This is a genomic window from Colwellia sp. Bg11-12, assembly GCF_014076955.1.
Taxonomy (GTDB): domain Bacteria; phylum Pseudomonadota; class Gammaproteobacteria; order Enterobacterales; family Alteromonadaceae; genus Colwellia_A.
In genome coordinates this window covers 187,931-208,809 of sequence record NZ_JACGUZ010000078.1, presented here as the reverse complement: position 1 = coordinate 208,809, position 20,879 = coordinate 187,931, and the positions used below count along the sequence as shown (strand labels likewise).

Genomic DNA, 20,879 nt, shown 5'->3' with positions numbered 1-20,879 from the left:
CGGTTTTAGAATGCTGCCTGAGTTATTAACTCAAGCAGCGTTAAACCTTAATTCTTTGATGAAGATTTTGAACTCGAACTCGATTTTGATGGCGAACTTGGTTTTGAACTTGATCTCCAGCTTGCATCAGAACGATGACTTCTCGGAGTTCTTAACGTACTCGAACTGTAGTCATATAATTCAATTCCATAGTTATAACGCAACTTGCGTTCCTTGGTAAATTCCATAGGATTATTCGCTAAATCAAATAAAGCGTTTAACGCTAAGCTTCTCTCGGCTAAATCTACAGTCATTTCAAATTTAGGAAATAGTATTGGTGTATATATCCCCGTTAAAACCTGTTTAATACCACTACGTAAAATAGACACTGTATATACTTTATTTTTCTCTAGGGCTCTAATATTACTCGCTAGAATAACCGATGCAGCACCGGTAAATTCTTGTTCATTAATAGAAACAATCATATCTCCTTGCTTTAAGTGTAAGTTTTCAGCTGGACTATTTTCAGTAATACGCATCACCATAAACGCTGATTTGTTGCCTATCGTTGTATTTTTTCCTGTAATACCAAAAGAAACATCATATTTCTCAGGGCTTTTTATCATAATCGCAGTATCATCCAGATCATTATTTTTGGCATATTCCGCTATTTCCACCATCAAATTATTATATTGATATTTAATGCTTTCAGGTAAAGCACTAGCATTAGTTAACGGCAGTACTGTATCTAAATTGGTTGTTTTATAGTTCACGCTTGGGACAATTGCTGGTAAATATTTATTTGACAACTTATGCTGTTTTCCTGCTCTTGAAATAGTCATGTTTACGTCATGACCTAACTCTAACTCTCCTAACAAGCCATAAAGAACACTATAAGGATCCGAAGTTATACTTTTGACATCGACACCATTAATTTCAAGTATTTTGTCGCCACTGGTTAGTTTTAATTTGCTCGCAAAAGAGTATGGAAAGACGGCGAGTGTTTTAAAACTATTTTGATTAGTGTCAAATACGGCCCCAAACGACCAATTAAACTCTAATGGGAATAAATTATTCTCCTGAATGGTTTTCATTTTTGCCATTAGATGCTTCAGTTTGTAATCAAGGTTGTTATTAAGTTGGATCTCGCGCGCCTTAGTTGATGCTATATAAGTTACTTTGTCTTCATCACATAAGTCGCTGCTTATGTCCTCAATAGATTCAATACTAAAAATAGGGAGATTATCTTTGCCTGATGACTTAGCAGCAACATTGTACCTTTTATTTTTCTCTACAATCATTTGAATAGAGCTGGGCACGGTTCTCTCAAAACGCGGTTGCAGCCCCCTTTTAAATCGTTGATAGTAACGTTTATCCCATTGATTGAAAGTCAGTGTATGTAGACCAGGGGCTAAGTAATACTCTTTAGTTCCATCAAGTACGGCATTGAAATAAGAATGTTTATTATGCCCTTCTGCAAATGCCCCGTTGTGCCCCACTAATTCATAAACGACATCATGCTCTTGAGGATTTGCTGAAGTTATTTTAACTGCCGCACATTCGTTGGCGTGTATATTCAATGAAAAAATCAGAGCACTAATTACTAATAATGATTTTTTATATAGTCTAGATTGATATTGCATCGTTATTTTCCTTTTGTATATTTACAATTTCCTGAATTAGTAACTTTCTTTTATTCAGTAAAATTAATTTTTCTTGAGCATTCGTTGATTGAGAAAGTTTTAATTCGATATTCCTTACCTTGTTCAAAACACCTGCTTGATGAAATGTTGGGGTCGCATTGTCGAATAATTGTAATTCTAACGATTGATTAACCATTAGCACTTGTTCTAACTGGCTCTGTAACTGATAGTTACTCCAAACTAACCAACCTACTGCAATAAAAAAGGTGGAAGCGGCAATGCCAATAAATTGTTGAAAAAAATAGGGTCTAGCCCTTTTAATTTTTCGCGGAATGGCGACTGATTTTTTATCAATAGTGTGCCTTCTAATAGCTTGCCAATTCGATGCTTCTGGTATTATTACCGGCATCACATTCGCAGAAGCTTTTAATTGCTCTAACAACTTAATATCTTCTTGGCATTGTTCACACTCTTGTACATGTAAGCGCTCTGCTTCGGTATATTTATCATAAGTTTGCTGTAAATTAATATGCATAATTTTTAATCTCTTGCTTTGCTCTTAACTTTTTTAAACATCTTGAAACTACTGACTTCGAATAACTGGGGCTTTTCTTCACAATATTTCCAATTTCTTCATGGCTATATTGTTCAACAACATACAACCAAATAATCAAACGTTCTTTTTCTGAAATTTTCAGTAATAAGGCACTTAAAAAATTATGCTGTTCGTGTAGTATTTCTATTGAAAAGTCTGTTGACGTTATTTGGTTTTCATTTTCTATACCGATAACGGTTAATTTATGTTTTTTCAAAAAATTAAAAGTATGGTTAAAGGCAATACGTTTTATCCAAGCCGGAAACAATTGTGGTCCAGATGTGTAGCTGTGAATTTTTTCAAATGCGGCAATAAAGGTATCTTGCAATAAGTCATTAGCATTGCCTTGATCACGACATATATTAAAAATTGCCGTATAAATAAGGGGAGATAGCTGTCGATAGCATTGTTCCAATGCATCTTGATCTCCGGCTTTCATTTTATCGACAAGCGATTCATTCCATTGCACCAAAAGTTTACCCCTTTATTTTTCTTATATTTATATAACAACGCTTGTCCATGAAGGGTCGCATATATTTTATAAAAGTTAACCTTTTTAAAGTTCTACTTATATAGAGGTAACATTAATTCGAAATATATAGCCATAATCCAAATCCAAATAAATACTCTTTGTACAATTTTTTTTCATTATCTATACAGATTTAGATAAAGTAATGGTATACTCGCGCGCAAATTTTCAATAATTCCGCTTTTTTAGTAGCGACTTAAATAGAGTAAAGTAATGGCAGATTTATCTAAATACAGAAACATTGGTATCTTCGCTCACGTTGATGCGGGTAAAACCACAACAACTGAACGTATCCTTAAATTAACCGGTCAGATCCATAAAACTGGTGAAGTACATGATGGTGAATCTACGACTGACTTCATGGAACAAGAAGCTGAGCGCGGTATTACCATCCAGTCTGCTGCGGTAAGCTGTTTTTGGAACGATCACCGTTTCAATGTCATCGATACTCCTGGTCACGTTGATTTCACTGTTGAAGTTTACCGTTCACTTAAAGTACTTGATGGTGGTATCGGTGTGTTCTGTGGTTCTGGTGGTGTTGAACCGCAATCAGAAACTAACTGGCGTTACGCGAACGACTCAAAAGTTGCTCGTATTATCATGATTAACAAACTTGACCGTTTAGGCGCTGATTTCTACCGCGTTTGTAAGCAAGTTAAAAACGTTCTAGGTGCTACACCACTTATTATGACTTTACCTATTGGTGAAGAAGATGATTTTGTTGGTGTTGTAGATCTTCTTAGCGAAAAAGCTTACATCTGGGATGACACAGGTCTTCCAGAAAACTATGAAATTACCGATATCCCAGCTGATATGGTAGAAAAAGCTGCTGAGTACCGTGTACAGTTAATTGAAACAGCTTTAGAAGTTGATGAAGATATGTTGATGGAGTTCTTAGAAGGGGAAATGGTTCCTACTACAGAACAAATCAAAGCGTGTATCCGTACTGGTACTCGTGATATGACTTTCTTCCCAACTTACGGTGCATCTGCATTTAAAAACAAAGGTATTCAATTAATTCTTGATGCTGTTGTTGATTACTTGCCTTCACCTACAGATGTTAATCCACAACCTCTTACTGATGAAGAAGGTACACCTAACGGCGAATTCGCAATCGTTTCTGCAGAAGAAACCTTCAAAGCGTTAGCATTCAAAATCACTGATGACCGTTTTGGTACATTAACTTTCGTACGTATCTATTCAGGTACTTTGAAGAAAGGCGATACGATTCTTAATGCTGCTACAGGTAAAACTGAGCGTGTTGGACGTATGTGTGAAATGCAAGCTGATGACCGTAACGAACTTACTTCAGCACAAGCTGGTGATATCATCGCGATTGTTGGTATGAAAAGTAATGTTCAAACAGGTCACACATTATGTGATCCAAAACACCCTATCGTTCTAGAAGCTATGGTATTCCCTAAGCCGGTAATTTCTATCTCTGTAACACCTAAAGATAAAGGTTCAACTGAGAAAATGGGTCTTGCTATCGGTAAAATGGTTGCAGAAGATCCTACTTTTAAAGTTGAAACTGATATCGATTCAGGCGAAACAATTTTATCTGGCATGGGTGAGCTTCACTTAGATATCAAAGTAGATATTCTAAAGCGTACTTACGGTGTTGAATTAGAAGTTGGTAAGCCACAAGTTGCCTACCGTGAAACAATCACAACGGCAATTGAAGACTCTTACACACATAAGAAACAATCTGGTGGTTCTGGTCAGTTCGGTAAAATTGATTACCGTATCAAGCCTGGCGAACCTGGTTCTGGTTTCGTATTCAGCTCTGTTGTTGTTGGTGGTAATGTTCCTAAAGAATTCTTCCCAGCAATCGAGAAAGGCTTCAAAGGCATGATGGATACTGGTGTTCTTGCTGGCTTCCCTGTACTTGACGTTGAAATTGAATTATACGATGGTGGCTTCCATGCTGTCGATTCATCTGCTGTTGCATTTGAATTAGCTGCTCGTGGTGCTTTCCGTCAATCAATTCCAAAAGCTGGTGCACAGTTAATTGAACCTATCATGAAAGTTGATGTGTTTACGCCTGATGATCACGTTGGTGATGTTATTGGTGATTTAAACCGTCGTCGTGGCATGATCGCAGGTCAAGACGCGGGTGTTTCTGGTGTTCGTATTAAAGCTGACGTTCCTCTTTCAGAAATGTTCGGTTACATCGGAACGTTACGTACAATGACATCAGGTCGTGGTCAATTCTCAATGGAATTCTCTCACTACATGCCTTGTCCTAACAACGTAGCAGAAGTTGTTATCGCTGAAGTAAAAGCAGCTAAAGCAGCTAAAGATGCCGCTAGAAAATAGTAAGCATTAAAGTACTAAAACAAAAAAGGACGCTTCGGCGTCCTTTTTTATTGTCTTAATATTACAGATAATCAACGATTTAAATTTTATAATATCCGTTTAATTAATGAGTGGTTCTATTTTCTCATGAGGCAAAAGGGATAAACTTAGTATAATTATTAGATATCCGTATCATTTTCTATATCCGTGACTGCTATAACAGTAGCCCAGGGATCTGCAGATTCATCAGCTTCTTTTGGTAAGGCTGTTTTCGTTGACGTCGCTACCGCAGCATTTATTTCGGTCATTTCTTCTTTCGTTAAATTTCGCCATTGGCCTGACTTTAAGTCGCCCAGTTCAACGGTCATAATACGTGAACGTTTGAGTTTCAATACTTCATAATCTAAATATTCACACATGCGGCGAATTTGGCGATTCAAGCCTTGCGTAAGAATAATGCGAAATTCAAATTTGCTGTGAACTTTAACAATACAAGGTTTTGTAATAGTACCAAGAATAGGCACACCTTTAGACATACGCAGAATAAAACGCTCACTGATAGGTTTATCAACGGTCACAATATACTCTTTATCGTGTGCATTTTCAGCGCGTAAAATTTTATTAACAATATCTCCATCACTGGTAAGAAAAATTAATCCTTCTGATGGTTTGTCTAAACGACCAATAGGGAAAATTCTTTCTTGGTGACCAATAGCATCAATAATATTACCCCTGACATTTAGTTCAGTTGTACAAGTGATGCCAATAGGTTTGTTGTAAGCAATATAAACCCTGTCTGATTTATTGGTAGGCATTGCACCGACTTGTTTACCATCAACAAAAACAACATCACCTGGCTGTACTTTAGTACCTAATTCAGGGCTTTTGCCGTTAATGGTAACTCGGTTTTCTTCAATCAGCTTATCAGCACCTCGACGCGAGCAATAACCTGATTCACTGATAAATTTGTTGAGTCTTTTTTCTTGATCGCTCACGAGATATTCCAAAATAGTACAAAGTAGTGAATATGTATTTTACCTGAACTTTTACAGACATTGATAAAAGCTTTATTATTATTTAGCTTTATTCCACAGGTTTTGGTTAATCTTTATAGCAAAGAACTCTCCGGGCTCCCAACAGCGTGGAATTAAGTCTAATTTCTTACGTTCATGATAATTTGACACTAAAAGCTCTAATATTTCATGGAGCCGTTCTTTGCTGATGCTAGAAAAACTTTTTGCTGTTTCTGTATAATACAAATTATTAGACTTTTTGAGCACAACCTCTTGTCCATGGGATATGAAAGCTAAATTACGCGTTGCCGTTCGACAAATAGGATTTTCAGGATCATTAGGGTAAAGCTGACTGACTACCGCATATTCATAGCGGTCAGCCATATCTTGTTCTACCGGAATATAGGTAACACCATAACCTTGAGGGAAATGGCCTGTGATTTGAGCGAGTGCATCAACAACTATCTGGCTACAAGCACCGCGCTCTGCATTCTGGTTTAAGACATGATAAACTTTTGGTAATAATTTGTAGTTATAGCTATCTTTGGTCGACAAGATTATTGAACTATAGATTTGTGGCACTTTAAGTAAATTGCCAATCCCCTGTTTTGGATTCACGGCGCTTTTTAACAAGTGCTTAATAAATAATAATTTTTTGTGTTCAAGAGCATTGTATTTATCACGATCTGTTTTTGAGTTACCTATATAAATAGACGCGCCAATACCATCTACAAGGTATTTTACTGTTTCCCGGTAGTTAATTTGTAATAATGCTTTTCGTTCTTCTATCGGTAATGTTCTGTGAGGATCTTTTTCATTTTTTTCGCCATACAAAATAGCTATAGCTTCAGGGTGGTTATTACCCATATCTTGTAATAATGACGCCATTATTAAAGGAATTTTAACCTTTTCAACAAAAGCCTGATACGCTTTGGGTTTGTCTTGTGAAAAAGTTTTATATTGTTCTGAAGATATATTACCCAAGGCAACTTTAATGTATGGTTCAACAATATTTTTATCTATACATAATTTGTCGAGTAAACGTAAACACAGCACACTTTTATAAAGAGGCTTGTTCTGCTCATTGAATAAAGCGACTTTTTTACCTTGGGTAGGGCTAACTAATTGGATAGTACCTAACAACTGCCCTGATTTACGATTACTTTCCTCAAAACTATCACCTTCGCATAAACTGATAATTTCTTTACACAGCAAAAATAAATGCTGATGACGCTCATTACGTTCAAACTTCAATTCTTCCTGATAGGCACGTTCCTCTCGCTCTAACCGAACCCGTTGTTGTTTAGTTTTATCGCTAGGGACTTGGGCCGTTATCTTTTCAATATTATTTTGAAGTTCATCGAGCTTATGTTGAATAAAGGGTTGTTTTTCATAATATTCAATCGCACGCTCGAGTACTGAATCGTTTAGCTGGCTACGTCCGTATATCCTTGTTAAAAGGCTTTTTACTTGTGCGGTAAAGTTTGTATCGCTGTTACTTTTATTTGCCATAAAAAATAAAACTGAGCCTTAATAAGTGTATTAAAATTTTTATTAACTAGATGCTAGTTAATAATACTACGGAAACAAGTATTTCGTATACTTTAGATAATAAAAAAGCATAACGTATAAGGCTATGCTTTTTAAATTTAAATTTCGATTATTAAGCTAATGGTGTATCTAACTTAAACCTTTAATTTTAACTTGGTGTTTTTTACCTGCCAATTGTTGACAGATACTAACTAAATCTGAGTGTAAGCCACCAGCGGTAACATCACGTCCTGCACCAGGTCCTTGGATAATAAGTGGGTTATCTTGATACCAAAGACTTCTTATTAAAAATATATTATCGCACGGTGTTAAACGAGCAAATGCGTTATTATTGGGTAAAACGGCTAAATAAACCTTAGCTGTTGATTTACCTTGTTCATTTACAGCAAACTTTGCAATATAACGAATACACGATTGCTTTGCCGACGCTTGCGCTAACTGTTCAGCAAAATAAGTATCTAATTGATCTGCTTTTGCTAAAAAATCTTTTATTGATAGATCTTGTAGTGCTTCAGGTACTAGGTTTTGACACTCAATATCTTCAAGTGATAATTCAAAACCAGCCATACGCGCTAATATCAGTAATTTTCGTTGTACGTCTCGCCCCGATAAATCTTCACGTGGATCAGGTTCGGTAATGCCTTGTGACAGTGCATCTAATAACAACCGTGAAAACGGTACACTACCGTCATAAGTTTCAAATAACCAAGAGAGTGTTCCAGAAAAAATTCCGGATATTTCAACGATTTGATCACCACTATTAAGTAAATCGTTAATCGCAAAATTAATCGGTAAGCCTGCACCTACGGTCGTATTGCCTAACCATAAGCTTTTATTTTCGGCCGCTGTCCTTACTAGGGTATTGTATTGTTTAGTACTTGAAGATGCCGCCCACTTATTTGCGCCAATGACATGAATTCCCTCTTTAAAAAAATCTCCGTATAGATGACTAAAATGTTCACTGGGTGTTATATCAACAACAATTAATTCATCGTAAGGGTGATTGGTCAACCATGACATTAATAATGCATTATCATAAGGTTTAGCATCTCGTTCATAAAGCTTTATCGCTCGAGCAACATCGATACCGTCGGTATTAAGAAGTGCTTTATTCGACGCAACTAAACCGACTAAATGTACGTTCTCTAACGCCGGGATCCGATTGAGTTGCCTAGGCAATAACTCTAAGAACCGTTGACCAATATTACCAAGTCCTGCTACAACAACCCCTATATGACGTGCGTCTTTAGTCATATCATGATGAACATTATTGAGTAACTCCCCCGTACAACTCTGCTGAAGAACGGCAATAATACTATGTTCACTTAACGAGTTAACCACGTAAAGCACTTGTGAATGTTTGAGAGCACGCTTAAAACGCGCTTGAATATTACCTTGGTTAACTACACTGTGACCAACAATAGCTAAAATTGAAACGGGTGTGAATGACACTTCGGTATCATGACTGGCTAACCATTGGCTAACAAACTTTTGTTGTGCTTGGTGAATAACAATAAAACCTTGTTTAACATCACAGCAAATAGCAGAAAACTCATGGTTAGCCTGCTCACCCAATGAGCCAGTTAAACTTGTTGATTGCACCAGTAATAAATCATTGAGTGAAGTCACTGATAGTTCTTGTTTAGCAATTTGACCAAATTTACCAATTTCTGTACCGGATATTTCGGGATCAAAACTGCTTGCTACATGTAAATGCGTACTGTGATTAGTGAGCGGTTGTAAAGTTTTTGCATGTAAAACGGGGTTACCCAAACGACCAAGCTCTTTTGCCACACCGTTAGGTAGACGGTGTAATTTACGAGCAAGTGGTACAACACGAGGATCAGCACTATATATACCATCAACATCAGTCCAGAGCGTGACATTCAACGCACCTGACAGCGATGCGATTATTGTTGCTGAATAGTCACTGCCATTACGCCCTAGTGTACAGGTCTTACCTTGAGCGTTTTTAGTAATGTAGCCAGTAATGACTGCCAACTTTCCCTTTTGCAAATTTTGCTGAAATTGTTTACTGCTACTTTGGTTATCAACTGCACAGTCTTTATCGTTATTAATGACTAGAAAATCACGCGCATCAATTGAATAACTTGGACACACTTGCTCACTCAGTACTGCAGATAATAAACGCGCAGACCACAGCTCTCCATAGGCCAGCATATCAGCATGATATTGACACGGTTGCTCTGTTAACCAAACGGTTAATTGTTCTATATCATCTGACAAAATATCAATTAAGACAGCTGCACTGCTCTTATTTAATAGTTCACTAATTAATACACTTTGTGACTGTTTTAATGCCTCAATGGCGACTAAAAGATCCTGACTATTTTCAACAGCGAGTTCATAAATATTGAATAAGTCATCCGTCGTATTACCATTAGCCGAGACAACGACTAAATCATCTAACTGACAATTTTGGCGGATAATATCAACCACACGATCAATACATTGTGTAGTTGCTAAGCTGCTACCACCAAATTTATGTACATGTATAGCATGTTTGGCAAGTTGATTATTCCCTGATGATAACGGTTCTACTGTATTTGACTTTGTCATTTTCACTCATTAATTATGCTATTAAAATAGTCTAAAACCTTAAATTTGGCTCGCAAGTAAAGCTTGTTCCAAATCACTGATAATATCAGTAATGTCTTCAATACCTACAGAAATTCTAACTAAGGATTGCGTGATGCCTGCGGCAATTTGTGCTTCAATTTCCATACCTGCGTGAGTCATCGTTGATGGATGACTTATTAAGCTTTCGACACCACCTAACGATTGTGCCAAAGTAAAGAGTGCTAACTTATCAAACAACACTTTAACCGCTTCAACACCGCCTTTTATTTCAAAACTCATCATAGCGCCAAAATCTTTTTGTTGTCGCTTTGCAATTTCATGTCCTGGATGGTCTTTCAAACCAGGAAAATACACGGCATTAATTGCTGAGTGACTTTTTAGGTATTTTGCCACAACATTCGCATTCTCTTGATGTTGTTTCATGCGAATAGGCAATGTTTTTAAACCACGTAATGCAAGATAGCTGTCAAATGGTGAACCGGTAATACCAATACAATTTGCCCACCACGCAAGCTCTTCACCAAGCTTCTGCTCTTTTGTTACTAATACGCCGCCAACCACATCACTATGACCGTTAATATATTTAGTTGTTGAGTGAAAAACAATGTCTGCACCTAATAATAACGGCTGCTGCAAAAGAGGTGAAAGAAAAGTATTATCTACCGCAACTAAAGCTCCTACAGCATGACTCGCCTTAGTAACCTTTTCTATATCAACCAAACGTAATAAGGGGTTACTGGGTGATTCAACCAGTACTAATCTTGGCTTTTGCGCCAGAGCTTGAGCTAAGGCTTCTTGATCATTTTGATCAACAACAATAACATTAAATTGGCCACGTTTTGCTAAATGGGTAAATAATCGATAACTGCCACCGTAACAATCATGGGGGATAATAACAGTGTCTTGTGTTGTCAGTAATTGACAGATTAAGTGAACAGCAGACATACCAGTACTAGTGACGATACCCACTGCGCCGTGCTCTAAATCAGCAATAGCTTGCCCGAATGTACTACGTGTTGGATTTCCTGTCCTAGAATAATCAAATTGGCGCTTATCATTAAAGCCTTTTAAGGCGTAAGTACTCGATAAATGAATTGCAGGAACAACCGCACCATGGTGTTTGTCACTATTAATACCGGCTCTAACAGCCAATGTTGCTGGTTTTTTGCTTGTCATTTTTTGCTCCAATTGGACAGTAAAATCAAATAGATGTTTGGACGTCTATAACTCTAAACGCTTTGCTTTTGTCGGTCAAGGACTTTAGACTTCTAAACTTCTACACATTCGTTATTGACTCAACGCCAACAACCAGTAAAATCTAACTTATAAAAAATAATTTAGCTAAACAAGGTAATTAAATGGCAAAGTGGAATGGCGATTATATAAAACCATACGCCGAACATGGAAAAAAAAGTGAGCAAGTTAAAAAAATCACTGTATCAATTCCGTTGCGTGTACTTAAAGTATTAACTGACGAACGCACCCGTCGACAAGTTAATAACTTACGCCATGCGACAAACAGTGAATTGTTATGTGAAGCTTTTTTACATGCTTTTACTGGGCAGCCTCTTCCTGATGATGGTGATTTAACAAAAGATAATACTGAAATTCTCCCCAAAAGTGTTCGAGATGCATTGATAGCAAAGGGGATTACCGACTTTAGTCAATTTGAAGTAGATGACGAGTAGTGCTTATTTACACTCATTTAAAAGACGCTGTAGCGTCTTTTTTTATGCCTAAACGATAAGCATCAATAACACCCAACCCCCAACAAATTACGAGTATATAGGTTAATGTGCTCACCCATAACTGATCAAGAATAATCGGGTGTTTTGCTATTTCATCTGCAAGTGCTTGGCTGTTTAGCCCAATTTCACCTGATTTTACTTTTTCAATAAGTGGCTGATATTTACTGACCACCTCTTCAATATACAAATAAGCCGTTATTGAGAATATCAAAATTAGCGCTATTGCACGCCGATAGGCCTTAAAGATCAGCTGACCAACTCCTGGATAAACAAGCGCAGAGAGTAAAACTGCTTTTGTTGCATTTTTCATTATGACTCTCCAACGTGTTTATCTCAGCTTATTGGCATGACACGATTATATTTTACTGGTTATTCCATATAATTTTCAGGCATCGCTAATGCGGCAACGCCAGAATCAACCGCAGCTTGGGCAACAGCAAGTGCAACTCGACCACATAAACCACGATTGTTCCTTTGCGCTAATTATTCCATATAATTTCAGGCATCGCTAATGCGGCAACGCCAGAATCAACCGCAGCTTGGGCAACAGCAAGTGCAACTCGACCACATAGACCACGATTGTTCCTTTGTGCTGATTATTCCATATAATTTTCAGGCATCGCTAATGCGGCAACGCCAGAATCAACCGCAGCTTGGGCAACAGCAAGTGCAACTCGACCACATAGACGTGGGTCCATTGGTTTAGGAATGATATATTCCTTACCAAAAGTTAGACTTTGCTCACCGCTAGCATCTAGCACTTCCTGCAAAACAGGTTCTTTTGCTAAGTCACGAATAGCATTAACAGCGGCAATTTTCATTTCATCGTTAATGGTTCTAGCACGAACATCTAGTGCTCCACGGAAAATAAACGGAAAACATAAAACATTATTCACTTGGTTAGGGTAATCAGAACGTCCAGTGGCAATAATAAGATCATCGCGAACAGCAAGCGCTAATGCTGGTTTAATTTCCGGATCAGGGTTTGAACAAGCAAATATCACCGGATTCGCCGCCATCAGTTTTACATTTTCAGCAGAAAGTAAGTTCGGCCCAGAAACACCAACAAAAACATCTGCGCCATCAATAACATCTTCTAGCGTACGTTTATCGGTGTTATTAGCAAACATGCGCTTGTATTCATTAAGATCGTCACGACGAGTATGAATAACACCTTTAGTATCTAGCATGTAGATTTTTTCTCGCTGAGCGCCACATTTTATTAATAGTTCCATACAAGCAATTGCTGCAGCACCTGCCCCAAGACATACTATATTGGCATCTTTAATATTTTTACCCTGAATTTCTAGGGCATTAATCATACCTGCAGCAGTAACGATAGCGGTACCATGTTGATCATCATGAAATACAGGTATTTTACAACGTTCAATAAGGGCCTTTTCAATAGCAAAACACTCTGGCGCTTTAATATCTTCTAAGTTAATGCCGCCAAAACTATCAGCAATATTAGCCACCGTATTAACAAATTCTTCAACCGTCTTATGCTTAACTTCGATATCAAATGAATTAATGTTTGCAAATCGCTTAAACAATAACGCTTTACCTTCCATCACTGGCTTCGCAGCCATACCACCTAAATTCCCTAAACCTAAAATAGCGGTACCGTTAGTAATAACAGCAACCGTATTTCCTTTGCCGGTATATTTGTAAACATCATCTGGATTTGCTGCAATTGCACGTACCGGCTCAGCAACACCTGGGCTGTATGCGAGCGCTAAATCAAGGCTAGTTTCAGCAGCGGTGGTTAATTCGACACTTATTTTCCCTGGCGTTGGGAATTGATGGTAATCAAGTGCTTGTTGGCGAAAATCAGTCATGATGAGTCCTATGCGTTAGGTAAATTTATTGTATTTTTTATGCTATTTTTTAAGTTTTATTATTTTTATATACAGCATAGTTATATATATTATTGCAATCTTACATGTTGTTCCAACATTATTCTTATATAAAAAAGTGCTAGAAGCCATAACAAACATACCCTCAGCACTTTTCTATTGCACATCATAAAACTAAATATTCGTTATATAGCTTAATCTATTCATCTCATATTTATGTGTACTTTATAAACTTCATTCACTGGTTAAACTTAGTTTTCAACTTTTCTTTTTTTCAATGCACAACAGCGAATTTATCACTAAATTTTGACATTAAAGCGTTAACTTTCATTAACGTTATGACTTATGATTGTAGAGTTAGTAATTTGTTTTTGCATTTATATTCAAATCACTGTTTGAATATATTTTATTTTTGATGAAAAAAAACCACCTAAAAGGTGGTTTTAATAAAATATTTTTTTACAAAATATAATGCGTTATGTGTTAATCAGTAAACGGATTAACTAAAATAATAGTTTCATTACGCTCTGGTCCTGTTGAAATAATATCAACCGGTACGCCTGTTAATTCCTCAATACGCTTGATGTAAGCGATTGCATTAGCAGGTAAAGCATCACGAGAAGTTGCTCCAACCGTTGTTTCAGACCAGCCCGGCATTTCTTCGTAAACAGGTGTAATACACTCATAACCTTCAGCAGCCGTTGGCGGCACAGTGATAATATCACCCGCTTGAGTTTTGTAGCCTGTACAAATTTTAAGTGTTTTTAAACCATCTAAAACATCAAGTTTAGTTAAACAAAAACCTGTTACGCTGTTAACTTGAATTGCGCGATGCATTGCAACGGCATCAAACCAACCACAACGTCGCTCACGACCGGTAGTTGCGCCAAATTCATGGCCAACGGTACCTAAGTGTTCACCCACTTCATCGTCTAGTTCTGTTGGGAAAGGACCCGAACCAACACGCGTTGTGTATGCTTTAGTAATACCTAAAATATAATCTAAGTGACGAGGTCCAAAACCACAACCGGTAGCAACGCCACCTGCAGTAGTATTTGAAGACGTTACATAAGGGTAAGTACCGTGATCAATATCCAGTAAAGTGCCTTGGGCACCTTCAAACATAATTGACTCACCGTTCTTACGCGCTTGATCAAGCATTTCAGGTATATCAGCAACCATCTTAAGGATCACATCACGCACCGCGAGGGCATCAGCAAGCACTGTTTCATAACAAACAGGCTCAACTTTGTAGTAATGTTCTAAAGAGAAATTATGGTATTCAACAATTTCTTTTAATTTAATTGCAAATGTTTCTGCACAGACTAAGTCACCAACGCGTAAACCACGGCGAGCCACTTTATCTTCATAAGCTGGACCAATTCCGCGTCCTGTCGTACCAATTGGCTTATTACCACGAGCAATTTCACGCGCCGCATCTAAAGCATTATGGTAAGGAAGAATTAACGGACAAGCATCACTAATAAGTAAGCGTTCGCGAACAGGAACACCCTTAGCTTCTAACATTGCGATTTCTGTCATCAAGGCTTTCGGACACAAAACTACGCCGTTACCGATTAAACATTTCACATTGTCACGTAATACACCCGATGGAATTAAATGAAGTACGGTTTTTTCACCGTCAATTACCAAAGTATGACCTGCATTATGGCCTCCTTGATAACGTACTACGTACTTAGCTTTATCTGTGAGTAAATCAACAATCTTACCCTTACCTTCGTCACCCCATTGGGTGCCTAGAACTACGACGTTTTTGCCCATGTTTTCAATTTCGATAAAAAATTAGGCGGGGATTTTATCAAAAATAAAATAGTAGTCCAAGTAATATATGACGATTTTTAGTTCAATTTTAAAATATTCAATTAACTAAAGGGCTTATAAAAAATATTTATATCGAACTTTAGCCTATTTACTCACCAACCATAAAATAATCACGCCAAAAAACAGTAAACTCATGCCGATATTACGGATAGATGAAGTCGGTTGTTGTGTTAACTTTATTAGGTAGTTTTGCCATTTATTGGGAAAAAGGGCTGGTACCAAACCTTCAATGATGAGAACTAGCGCGAAAGCGGTTAACAGTGTATCTATCATCTTAATACTCCCAGAGTTATTTGATTCGTATTGCAATAAGGAATTATCCCTATGAACAATTTATTGATTGTTTGCTATTTATAGCAGATACAAAAAAGCCATGACAAGTCATGGCTTTTTGATCAAAAGAATAAGCTATTTTTGAACTTTAGCGCCTTCTTTTAAGTAGTTAAAGAAATCACTATCGGGTTTAACCACTAGGATATCACTTTTACTACTAAAACTTTTTTCATAAGCTTCGAGGCTACGATAGAAACTGAAAAACTCAGGATCTTGTCCATATGAATCAGCATAAACTTTAGCGGCTAATGCATCACCTTCACCACGCATTTCTTGTGCTTCTTTTTGCGCTGTTGCTAACATAACTGTTACTTTAGCGTCTATTGTTGCACGAATGATTTCAGCTTGCTCTTGACCTTTAGAACGATGCTCTTTTGCAACAGCGGTTCGTTCTGCTCGCATACGGTCGTAGATTGACGCACTGACTTCGGCGGGTAAGTTAATCGCCTTAATACGTACATCAATAACTTCAATACCTAAATCTTCGCGACTACTTTCAGCGCTTGCTAAAGCCTTAGCCATAATGCCGTCACGGTCACCTGAAACAATTTCTTTAATAGTGCGAGTACCAAATTCGGTACGCAGACCATTATTTACTTTTTGCTTTAATAGGGCACGAGCATTCTCTACAGAGCCTGAGGTGCGTAAGTAAAATGTTGAAAAATCAACAATACGCCACTTAACAAAAGAGTCGACCATCAAATCTTTTTTCTCAGAGGTAACAAAACGATCAGGTGCTTCATCAAGTGTTTGAATACGCGCATCAAGTTTACGAACGTTGTTAATAAACGGTATCTTAAGATGTAAGCCCGGCTCGTAGACAATCATTTCACCGGTATCAGCATCACGTTTAATTTTTGTAAACTGAAAAACGATACCACGTTGTCCTTCAGAAACGACAAAAACAGAAGAGACAGTTAATACCAAAAATAATACAATTAATGCAATTATAAAGTTTTTCATTGCTTAATTTCTCCCATCATTAAATCTGTCTGTACGGCCTGACAAGTCAGGAGCAGAGCTTGACGTATTAACCGGTGGGTTTATACGTGACTGACTCTGTGGCATGCTGTTCTGGTTTGATGACTGACTTTGCATCATTTTATCTAACGGCAAATACATCATGTTATTACCGCCTTCAACATCAACCATTACTTTGCTGGTATTCGCATAAACGCTTTCCATCGTTGATAAATACATACGCTGGCGAGTAACTTCTGGAGCCGCTAAGTATTCAGGTAATAATTTATTGAATTTAGCGACTTCACCTTCAGCATCTAATACTGTTTGTTGCTTATACGCTATGGCTTCTTGCTCCATACGTTTCACTCGGCCACGTGCTCTCGGTTCAATACCTCGTGCATAGGCTTCAGCTTCACGTAAAAAACGCACTTCATCTTCTTGTGCTGAAATAGCATCATCAAAAGCATCTTTCACTTCTTCAGGAGGACGTGCATCTTTAAAGTTGACATCGACAACAATTAACCCAAGATTATACGGGGCAATAATGTCATCTAATTCTTTCCAGACATCTTGACGAACTTTTTCACGACCACTTGTTAAAATATCATCCATTTTAGAATCACCAATAACAAAGCGTAAGGCGCTGTCTAGTGACTGGCTTAAACTGTCATCTGCATTGGTAACGCTGAAAATATAATTACGCGCATCAACAACACGATATTGTATCTGCATTTCAACACGTACTACATTTTCATCTTTTGTTAACATGAAGCCAGATGCAGGTAAATCGCGTGTTGTTTGCATATCTACAGGAATAATACGTTCCGCAAATGTCCACTTCCAACGCAAACCTGGTTCTACTGTGCCAGAATATTGTCCAAAACGTAAAACAAGGCCTTTTTCAGCTTCTTTAATGGTATAAAAACCACTAAATGCATATACAAGAATACCCACGATTAAAGCAATAGCGATACCAACATTCGAAGCGCCTTTTTTGCTACCACCGTTTGATGATTTACCGCCAAAAATACCGCCAAATTTATTACCAATATCTTTAAGTAAATCGTCTAAATCTGGTGGCCCTTGATTCTTATCATCTTTCTTTTTCCAGGGGTCTTTATCATTATTCCCCGGTTCATTCCACGCCATGGTCTTCTCCACTCACTATAAATTTAAATAAATACTAAAACTTCTATTTACCCATTACGGTAATATATCAGTCTGTTTACGTTCAATAAAGCCTTCAATATCAGCTTCGTTGAGTTTAATTAATCTATCCCACTCTCTTGCAGGTAATTTAATTTTCAATAAACAATTTCCGTCTTCATCATAACTTTCATCAACAATAGAATTTAATTGATAAAATACACCGCGTAATTTACCTTCACTTGGAGGTAAACATAAGTTGTGCTTAACTATTTTCTTTCCGAGGCGCTCAGCTAACGCTTGAAAAAGTAATTCGATTCCTATGCCTTTCTGCGCAGATAACCAGACCCTAATAGGTAAACCTGTATCATCTCTATCGATGCGAGGCTGAATATCTTCCAAAGCATCTATTTTGTTACAAATTAATAATTGCGGTACGTCGCCCGCTTGGATCTCTTTTAAAACCGTTTCAACTTGCTCAATATTTTCAGTTCGCCTATCGTCTGAAATATCAATTACATGCAGTAATAATTCAGCTTCACGCGTTTCAGTCAATGTCGCTTTAAAAGCAGCGACTAAATCATGAGGTAAATGACGAATAAAACCTACTGTATCAGCAAGTATTGCCCGCCCTACATCCTCAATCTCTATTTTTCGTAACGTAGGGTCTAAAGTTGCAAATAATTGATCAGCGGCATAAACATTTGCCTGAGTAATAATGTTAAACAGGGTCGATTTGCCAGCGTTGGTATAACCTACTAAAGAAATAGTCGGTATTTCAGCGCGTGTTCTTGCTCTTCTACCTTGCTGGCGTTGTTTTTCAACCCGTTCTAAACGTTTACGGATATTAACCATACGGTCTCGAAGTAAACGCCGATCAGTTTCTAGTTGAGTTTCACCAGGACCTCGTAGGCCTATACCACCTTTTTGTCGTTCAAGGTGTGTCCAGCCACGAATAAGGCGAGTACTCATGTGTTTTAACTGTGCAAGCTCAACTTGCATCTTCCCTTCATGGGTTCGAGCGCGTTGTGCAAAAATATCTAAAATAAGTGTCGTGCGGTCAACAACACGACATTCACACAACGCTTCAATATTTTTTTCTTGAGAGGGGGAAAGTTCGTGATTAAAAAGTACGACATTGGCTTGATATAGCTTTACCGCCTCGGCTACTTCTTCAGCCTTACCACTACCAACAAAGAATTTAGTGTGAGGTGTACTGCGTTTGCCGGTAATAATAGCAAGCGCATTCACGCCCGCAGAGCTCACAAGCATTTCAAATTCTTGTAAGTCTTCACGTGCATTTTCATCAGGGAAATCAAGGTGAACAAGAATAGCTTGCTCACCTGCTTCATAACGATCAAACAATTGAGTATTACCTATAAACTAAATAGTTAAACCAAAAAAGACTTTTGGACATTTAATATTTGGCGTATAACCAAACTCAATAAAATCATTAATCTTGCTGTTCCTGATTATAATCACCCGTTTGCGGTGCTGGCATAGTAGAAACTGCCCGTGAAGGAACAACAGTAGAAATGGCGTGTTTGTAAACCATTTGACTTACTGTATTTTTAAGTAAGATAACAAATTGATCAAATGACTCTACTTGTCCTTGTAGTTTAATGCCATTAACTAAATATATTGCTACCGGAATGCGATCACGTCGTAAAGCATTCAAAAATGGGTCTTGTAAAGATTGCCCCTTTGCCATTGTGTGGCCCCTTTTTTGTTATTTTTAATAAATGTATTGTCGAGTTTTTTCGTTATAAAACTAGTTACTTACTATGCAACTGTTTTCATTATACATCAAGGTTTAAAGTTTGCTTACAGAAGACAGAATTAGTTTTAAATTATTTTCATCTTCCATATGCAGCCATTGTAAATTTGGCCAATTTCTCAGCCAAGTCAACTGTCGTTTTGCCAATTGACGTGTCGCACAAATGCCTTTGAAGACCATTTCATCGTGGTCGACTTCATCATTTAAATATTCCCACATCTGGCGATAACCAACACAACGGATGGAGGGTAAATCTTTATGCAAATCATTACGTTGCTTTAAATTGACAACTTCTGATTCAAAATTTTGTGCTATCATTTGCTCAAATCTTAGCGCGATACGAGCATGTAAATCTTTACGTTCTTTAGGTGAAATAGCAAATTGTAGAACATCGCCGCTAAGTCTTTCACCTTTAACTTTCGTTAATTCAGTCATGCTTTTGCCAGTAAGTCGATAGACTTCTAACGCTCGCATTAATCGTTGTGGATCATTTTTATGAATACGTTCGGCAGAAATTGGGTCTACGACAGCAAGTTGCTGGTGTATATTGTCCCATCCCAACGCTTCAGCTTCAGCTTCTATGCCTTCACGAATACTTGCATCTGCGGATGGCAGAGGTGATATCCCGTCAATTAAGCTTTTAAAGTACATCATCGTACCGCCTACCAATAAAGGTATACGGTTGTTTGCTCGAATTTTAGCAATTTCTATTAATGCATCACGACAAAAATCAGCGGCTGAATAGCTTTCACTAGCATCAATTAAATTAATTAAACGATGTGGGTACTTTGCTAACTCTTCAGTTGTTGGTTTTGCTGTGCCAATATCCATATCTCGGTATACAAGTGCAGAATCAACACTGATAATATCGCATGGTAGTGCATCACATAATGCCATTGCTAACGCTGTTTTTCCCGATGCAGTCGGCCCCATCAAACAAATTACTGGCGGTAATTTAGTTTGTTTACTGTCAATAACGTTTGTAGATAGAACTTCAGACATCGG

The 20,879-nt window shown here is 37.6% G+C and carries 18 protein-coding genes; 2 read left to right on the top strand and 16 right to left on the bottom strand.

Features of this window, described 5'->3' with window-relative positions; all coding sequences use genetic code 11:
* Positions 1–47: 47 nt before the first annotated feature.
* The 3 genes from H4J39_RS15740 to H4J39_RS15730 are packed head-to-tail and all read right to left on the bottom strand — an operon-like array spanning position 48 to position 2,686.
* A complete protein-coding gene (locus tag H4J39_RS15740) occupies positions 48–1,622 on the bottom strand; it encodes a PDZ domain-containing protein (RefSeq protein WP_182229334.1) in 1,575 nt (524 codons plus the stop codon).
* Positions 1,606–2,157 (bottom strand): hypothetical protein, encoded by a 552-nt coding sequence (locus H4J39_RS15735; protein WP_182229333.1) that lies wholly within the window; start codon positions 2,155–2,157, stop codon positions 1,606–1,608. Before H4J39_RS15735 ends, H4J39_RS15740 begins: the two co-directional genes overlap by 17 nt.
* Positions 2,147–2,686 carry an RNA polymerase sigma factor gene (locus tag H4J39_RS15730; RefSeq protein ID WP_182229332.1) on the bottom strand — a complete coding sequence of 180 codons (540 nt, stop codon included), beginning with the start codon at positions 2,684–2,686 and terminating at the stop codon, positions 2,147–2,149. The genes H4J39_RS15735 and H4J39_RS15730 overlap by 11 nt, the downstream gene beginning before the upstream one ends.
* 273 nt (positions 2,687–2,959) lie before the next feature.
* On the opposite strand from H4J39_RS15730, the gene fusA reads away from it, so the two are divergent.
* The gene (gene fusA, locus H4J39_RS15725) at positions 2,960–5,065 is read left to right on the top strand and encodes an elongation factor G (RefSeq protein WP_182229331.1); all 2,106 of its coding nucleotides are present in this window, start codon (positions 2,960–2,962) and stop codon (positions 5,063–5,065) included.
* Positions 5,066–5,223: 158 nt separating this feature from the next.
* On the opposite strand, the gene rluF is transcribed toward fusA, so the two are convergent.
* The 4 genes from rluF to metB form a co-directional block, all read right to left on the bottom strand.
* Positions 5,224–6,039 carry a 23S rRNA pseudouridine(2604) synthase RluF gene (gene rluF / locus H4J39_RS15720; protein ID WP_182229330.1) on the bottom strand — a complete coding sequence of 272 codons (816 nt, stop codon included), beginning with the start codon at positions 6,037–6,039 and terminating at the stop codon, positions 5,224–5,226.
* Positions 6,040–6,117: 78 nt separating this feature from the next.
* A complete protein-coding gene (locus tag H4J39_RS15715) occupies positions 6,118–7,569 on the bottom strand; it encodes a hypothetical protein (protein ID WP_182229329.1) in 1,452 nt (483 codons plus the stop codon).
* Positions 7,570–7,737: 168 nt separating this feature from the next.
* Positions 7,738–10,188, bottom strand: coding sequence for a bifunctional aspartate kinase/homoserine dehydrogenase II (gene metL / locus H4J39_RS15710; protein WP_182229328.1), 2,451 nt, complete (start codon positions 10,186–10,188; stop codon positions 7,738–7,740).
* A 39-nt stretch (positions 10,189–10,227) separates the two neighbouring features.
* Positions 10,228–11,385, bottom strand: a complete 1,158-nt coding sequence (gene metB / locus H4J39_RS15705; RefSeq protein ID WP_182229327.1) for a cystathionine gamma-synthase — start codon at positions 11,383–11,385, stop codon at positions 10,228–10,230.
* 182 nt (positions 11,386–11,567) lie between these two features.
* Between metB and metJ the strand changes: the two genes are divergently transcribed.
* Positions 11,568–11,897, top strand: coding sequence for a met regulon transcriptional regulator MetJ (metJ, locus tag H4J39_RS15700; protein ID WP_182229326.1), 330 nt, complete (start codon positions 11,568–11,570; stop codon positions 11,895–11,897).
* Positions 11,898–11,910: 13 nt separating this feature from the next.
* Here metJ and H4J39_RS15695 read toward each other — a convergent pair whose 3' ends face one another.
* The 9 genes from H4J39_RS15695 to miaA all read right to left on the bottom strand — a co-directional run bounded on the left by H4J39_RS15695 (position 11,911) and on the right by miaA (position 20,876).
* Entirely contained in the window at positions 11,911–12,267 is a 357-nt protein-coding gene (locus H4J39_RS15695; RefSeq protein WP_182229325.1) for a hypothetical protein, read from the bottom strand.
* A 286-nt stretch (positions 12,268–12,553) separates the two neighbouring features.
* Entirely contained in the window at positions 12,554–13,795 is a 1,242-nt protein-coding gene (locus H4J39_RS15690) for a malic enzyme-like NAD(P)-binding protein (RefSeq protein WP_182229324.1), read from the bottom strand.
* Positions 13,796–14,296: 501 nt separating this feature from the next.
* Complete coding sequence (locus H4J39_RS15685) at positions 14,297–15,595, bottom strand: adenylosuccinate synthase (RefSeq protein WP_182229323.1); 1,299 nt, start codon at positions 15,593–15,595, stop codon at positions 14,297–14,299.
* A gap of 144 nt (positions 15,596–15,739) precedes the next feature.
* Entirely contained in the window at positions 15,740–15,928 is a 189-nt protein-coding gene (locus H4J39_RS15680; protein ID WP_182229322.1) for a DUF2065 domain-containing protein, read from the bottom strand.
* A 135-nt stretch (positions 15,929–16,063) separates the two neighbouring features.
* Complete coding sequence (hflC, locus tag H4J39_RS15675; protein WP_182229321.1) at positions 16,064–16,951, bottom strand: protease modulator HflC; 888 nt, start codon at positions 16,949–16,951, stop codon at positions 16,064–16,066.
* A 3-nt stretch (positions 16,952–16,954) separates the two neighbouring features.
* Entirely contained in the window at positions 16,955–18,100 is a 1,146-nt protein-coding gene (gene hflK / locus H4J39_RS15670) for an FtsH protease activity modulator HflK (RefSeq protein WP_182229320.1), read from the bottom strand.
* A gap of 54 nt (positions 18,101–18,154) precedes the next feature.
* Complete coding sequence (gene hflX / locus H4J39_RS15665; protein WP_182229319.1) at positions 18,155–19,462, bottom strand: ribosome rescue GTPase HflX; 1,308 nt, start codon at positions 19,460–19,462, stop codon at positions 18,155–18,157.
* A gap of 88 nt (positions 19,463–19,550) precedes the next feature.
* Entirely contained in the window at positions 19,551–19,808 is a 258-nt protein-coding gene (gene hfq, locus H4J39_RS15660) for an RNA chaperone Hfq (protein WP_182180602.1), read from the bottom strand.
* A gap of 102 nt (positions 19,809–19,910) precedes the next feature.
* A complete protein-coding gene (gene miaA / locus H4J39_RS15655) occupies positions 19,911–20,876 on the bottom strand; it encodes a tRNA (adenosine(37)-N6)-dimethylallyltransferase MiaA (protein ID WP_182229318.1) in 966 nt (321 codons plus the stop codon).
* Positions 20,877–20,879: the final 3 nt, after the last annotated feature.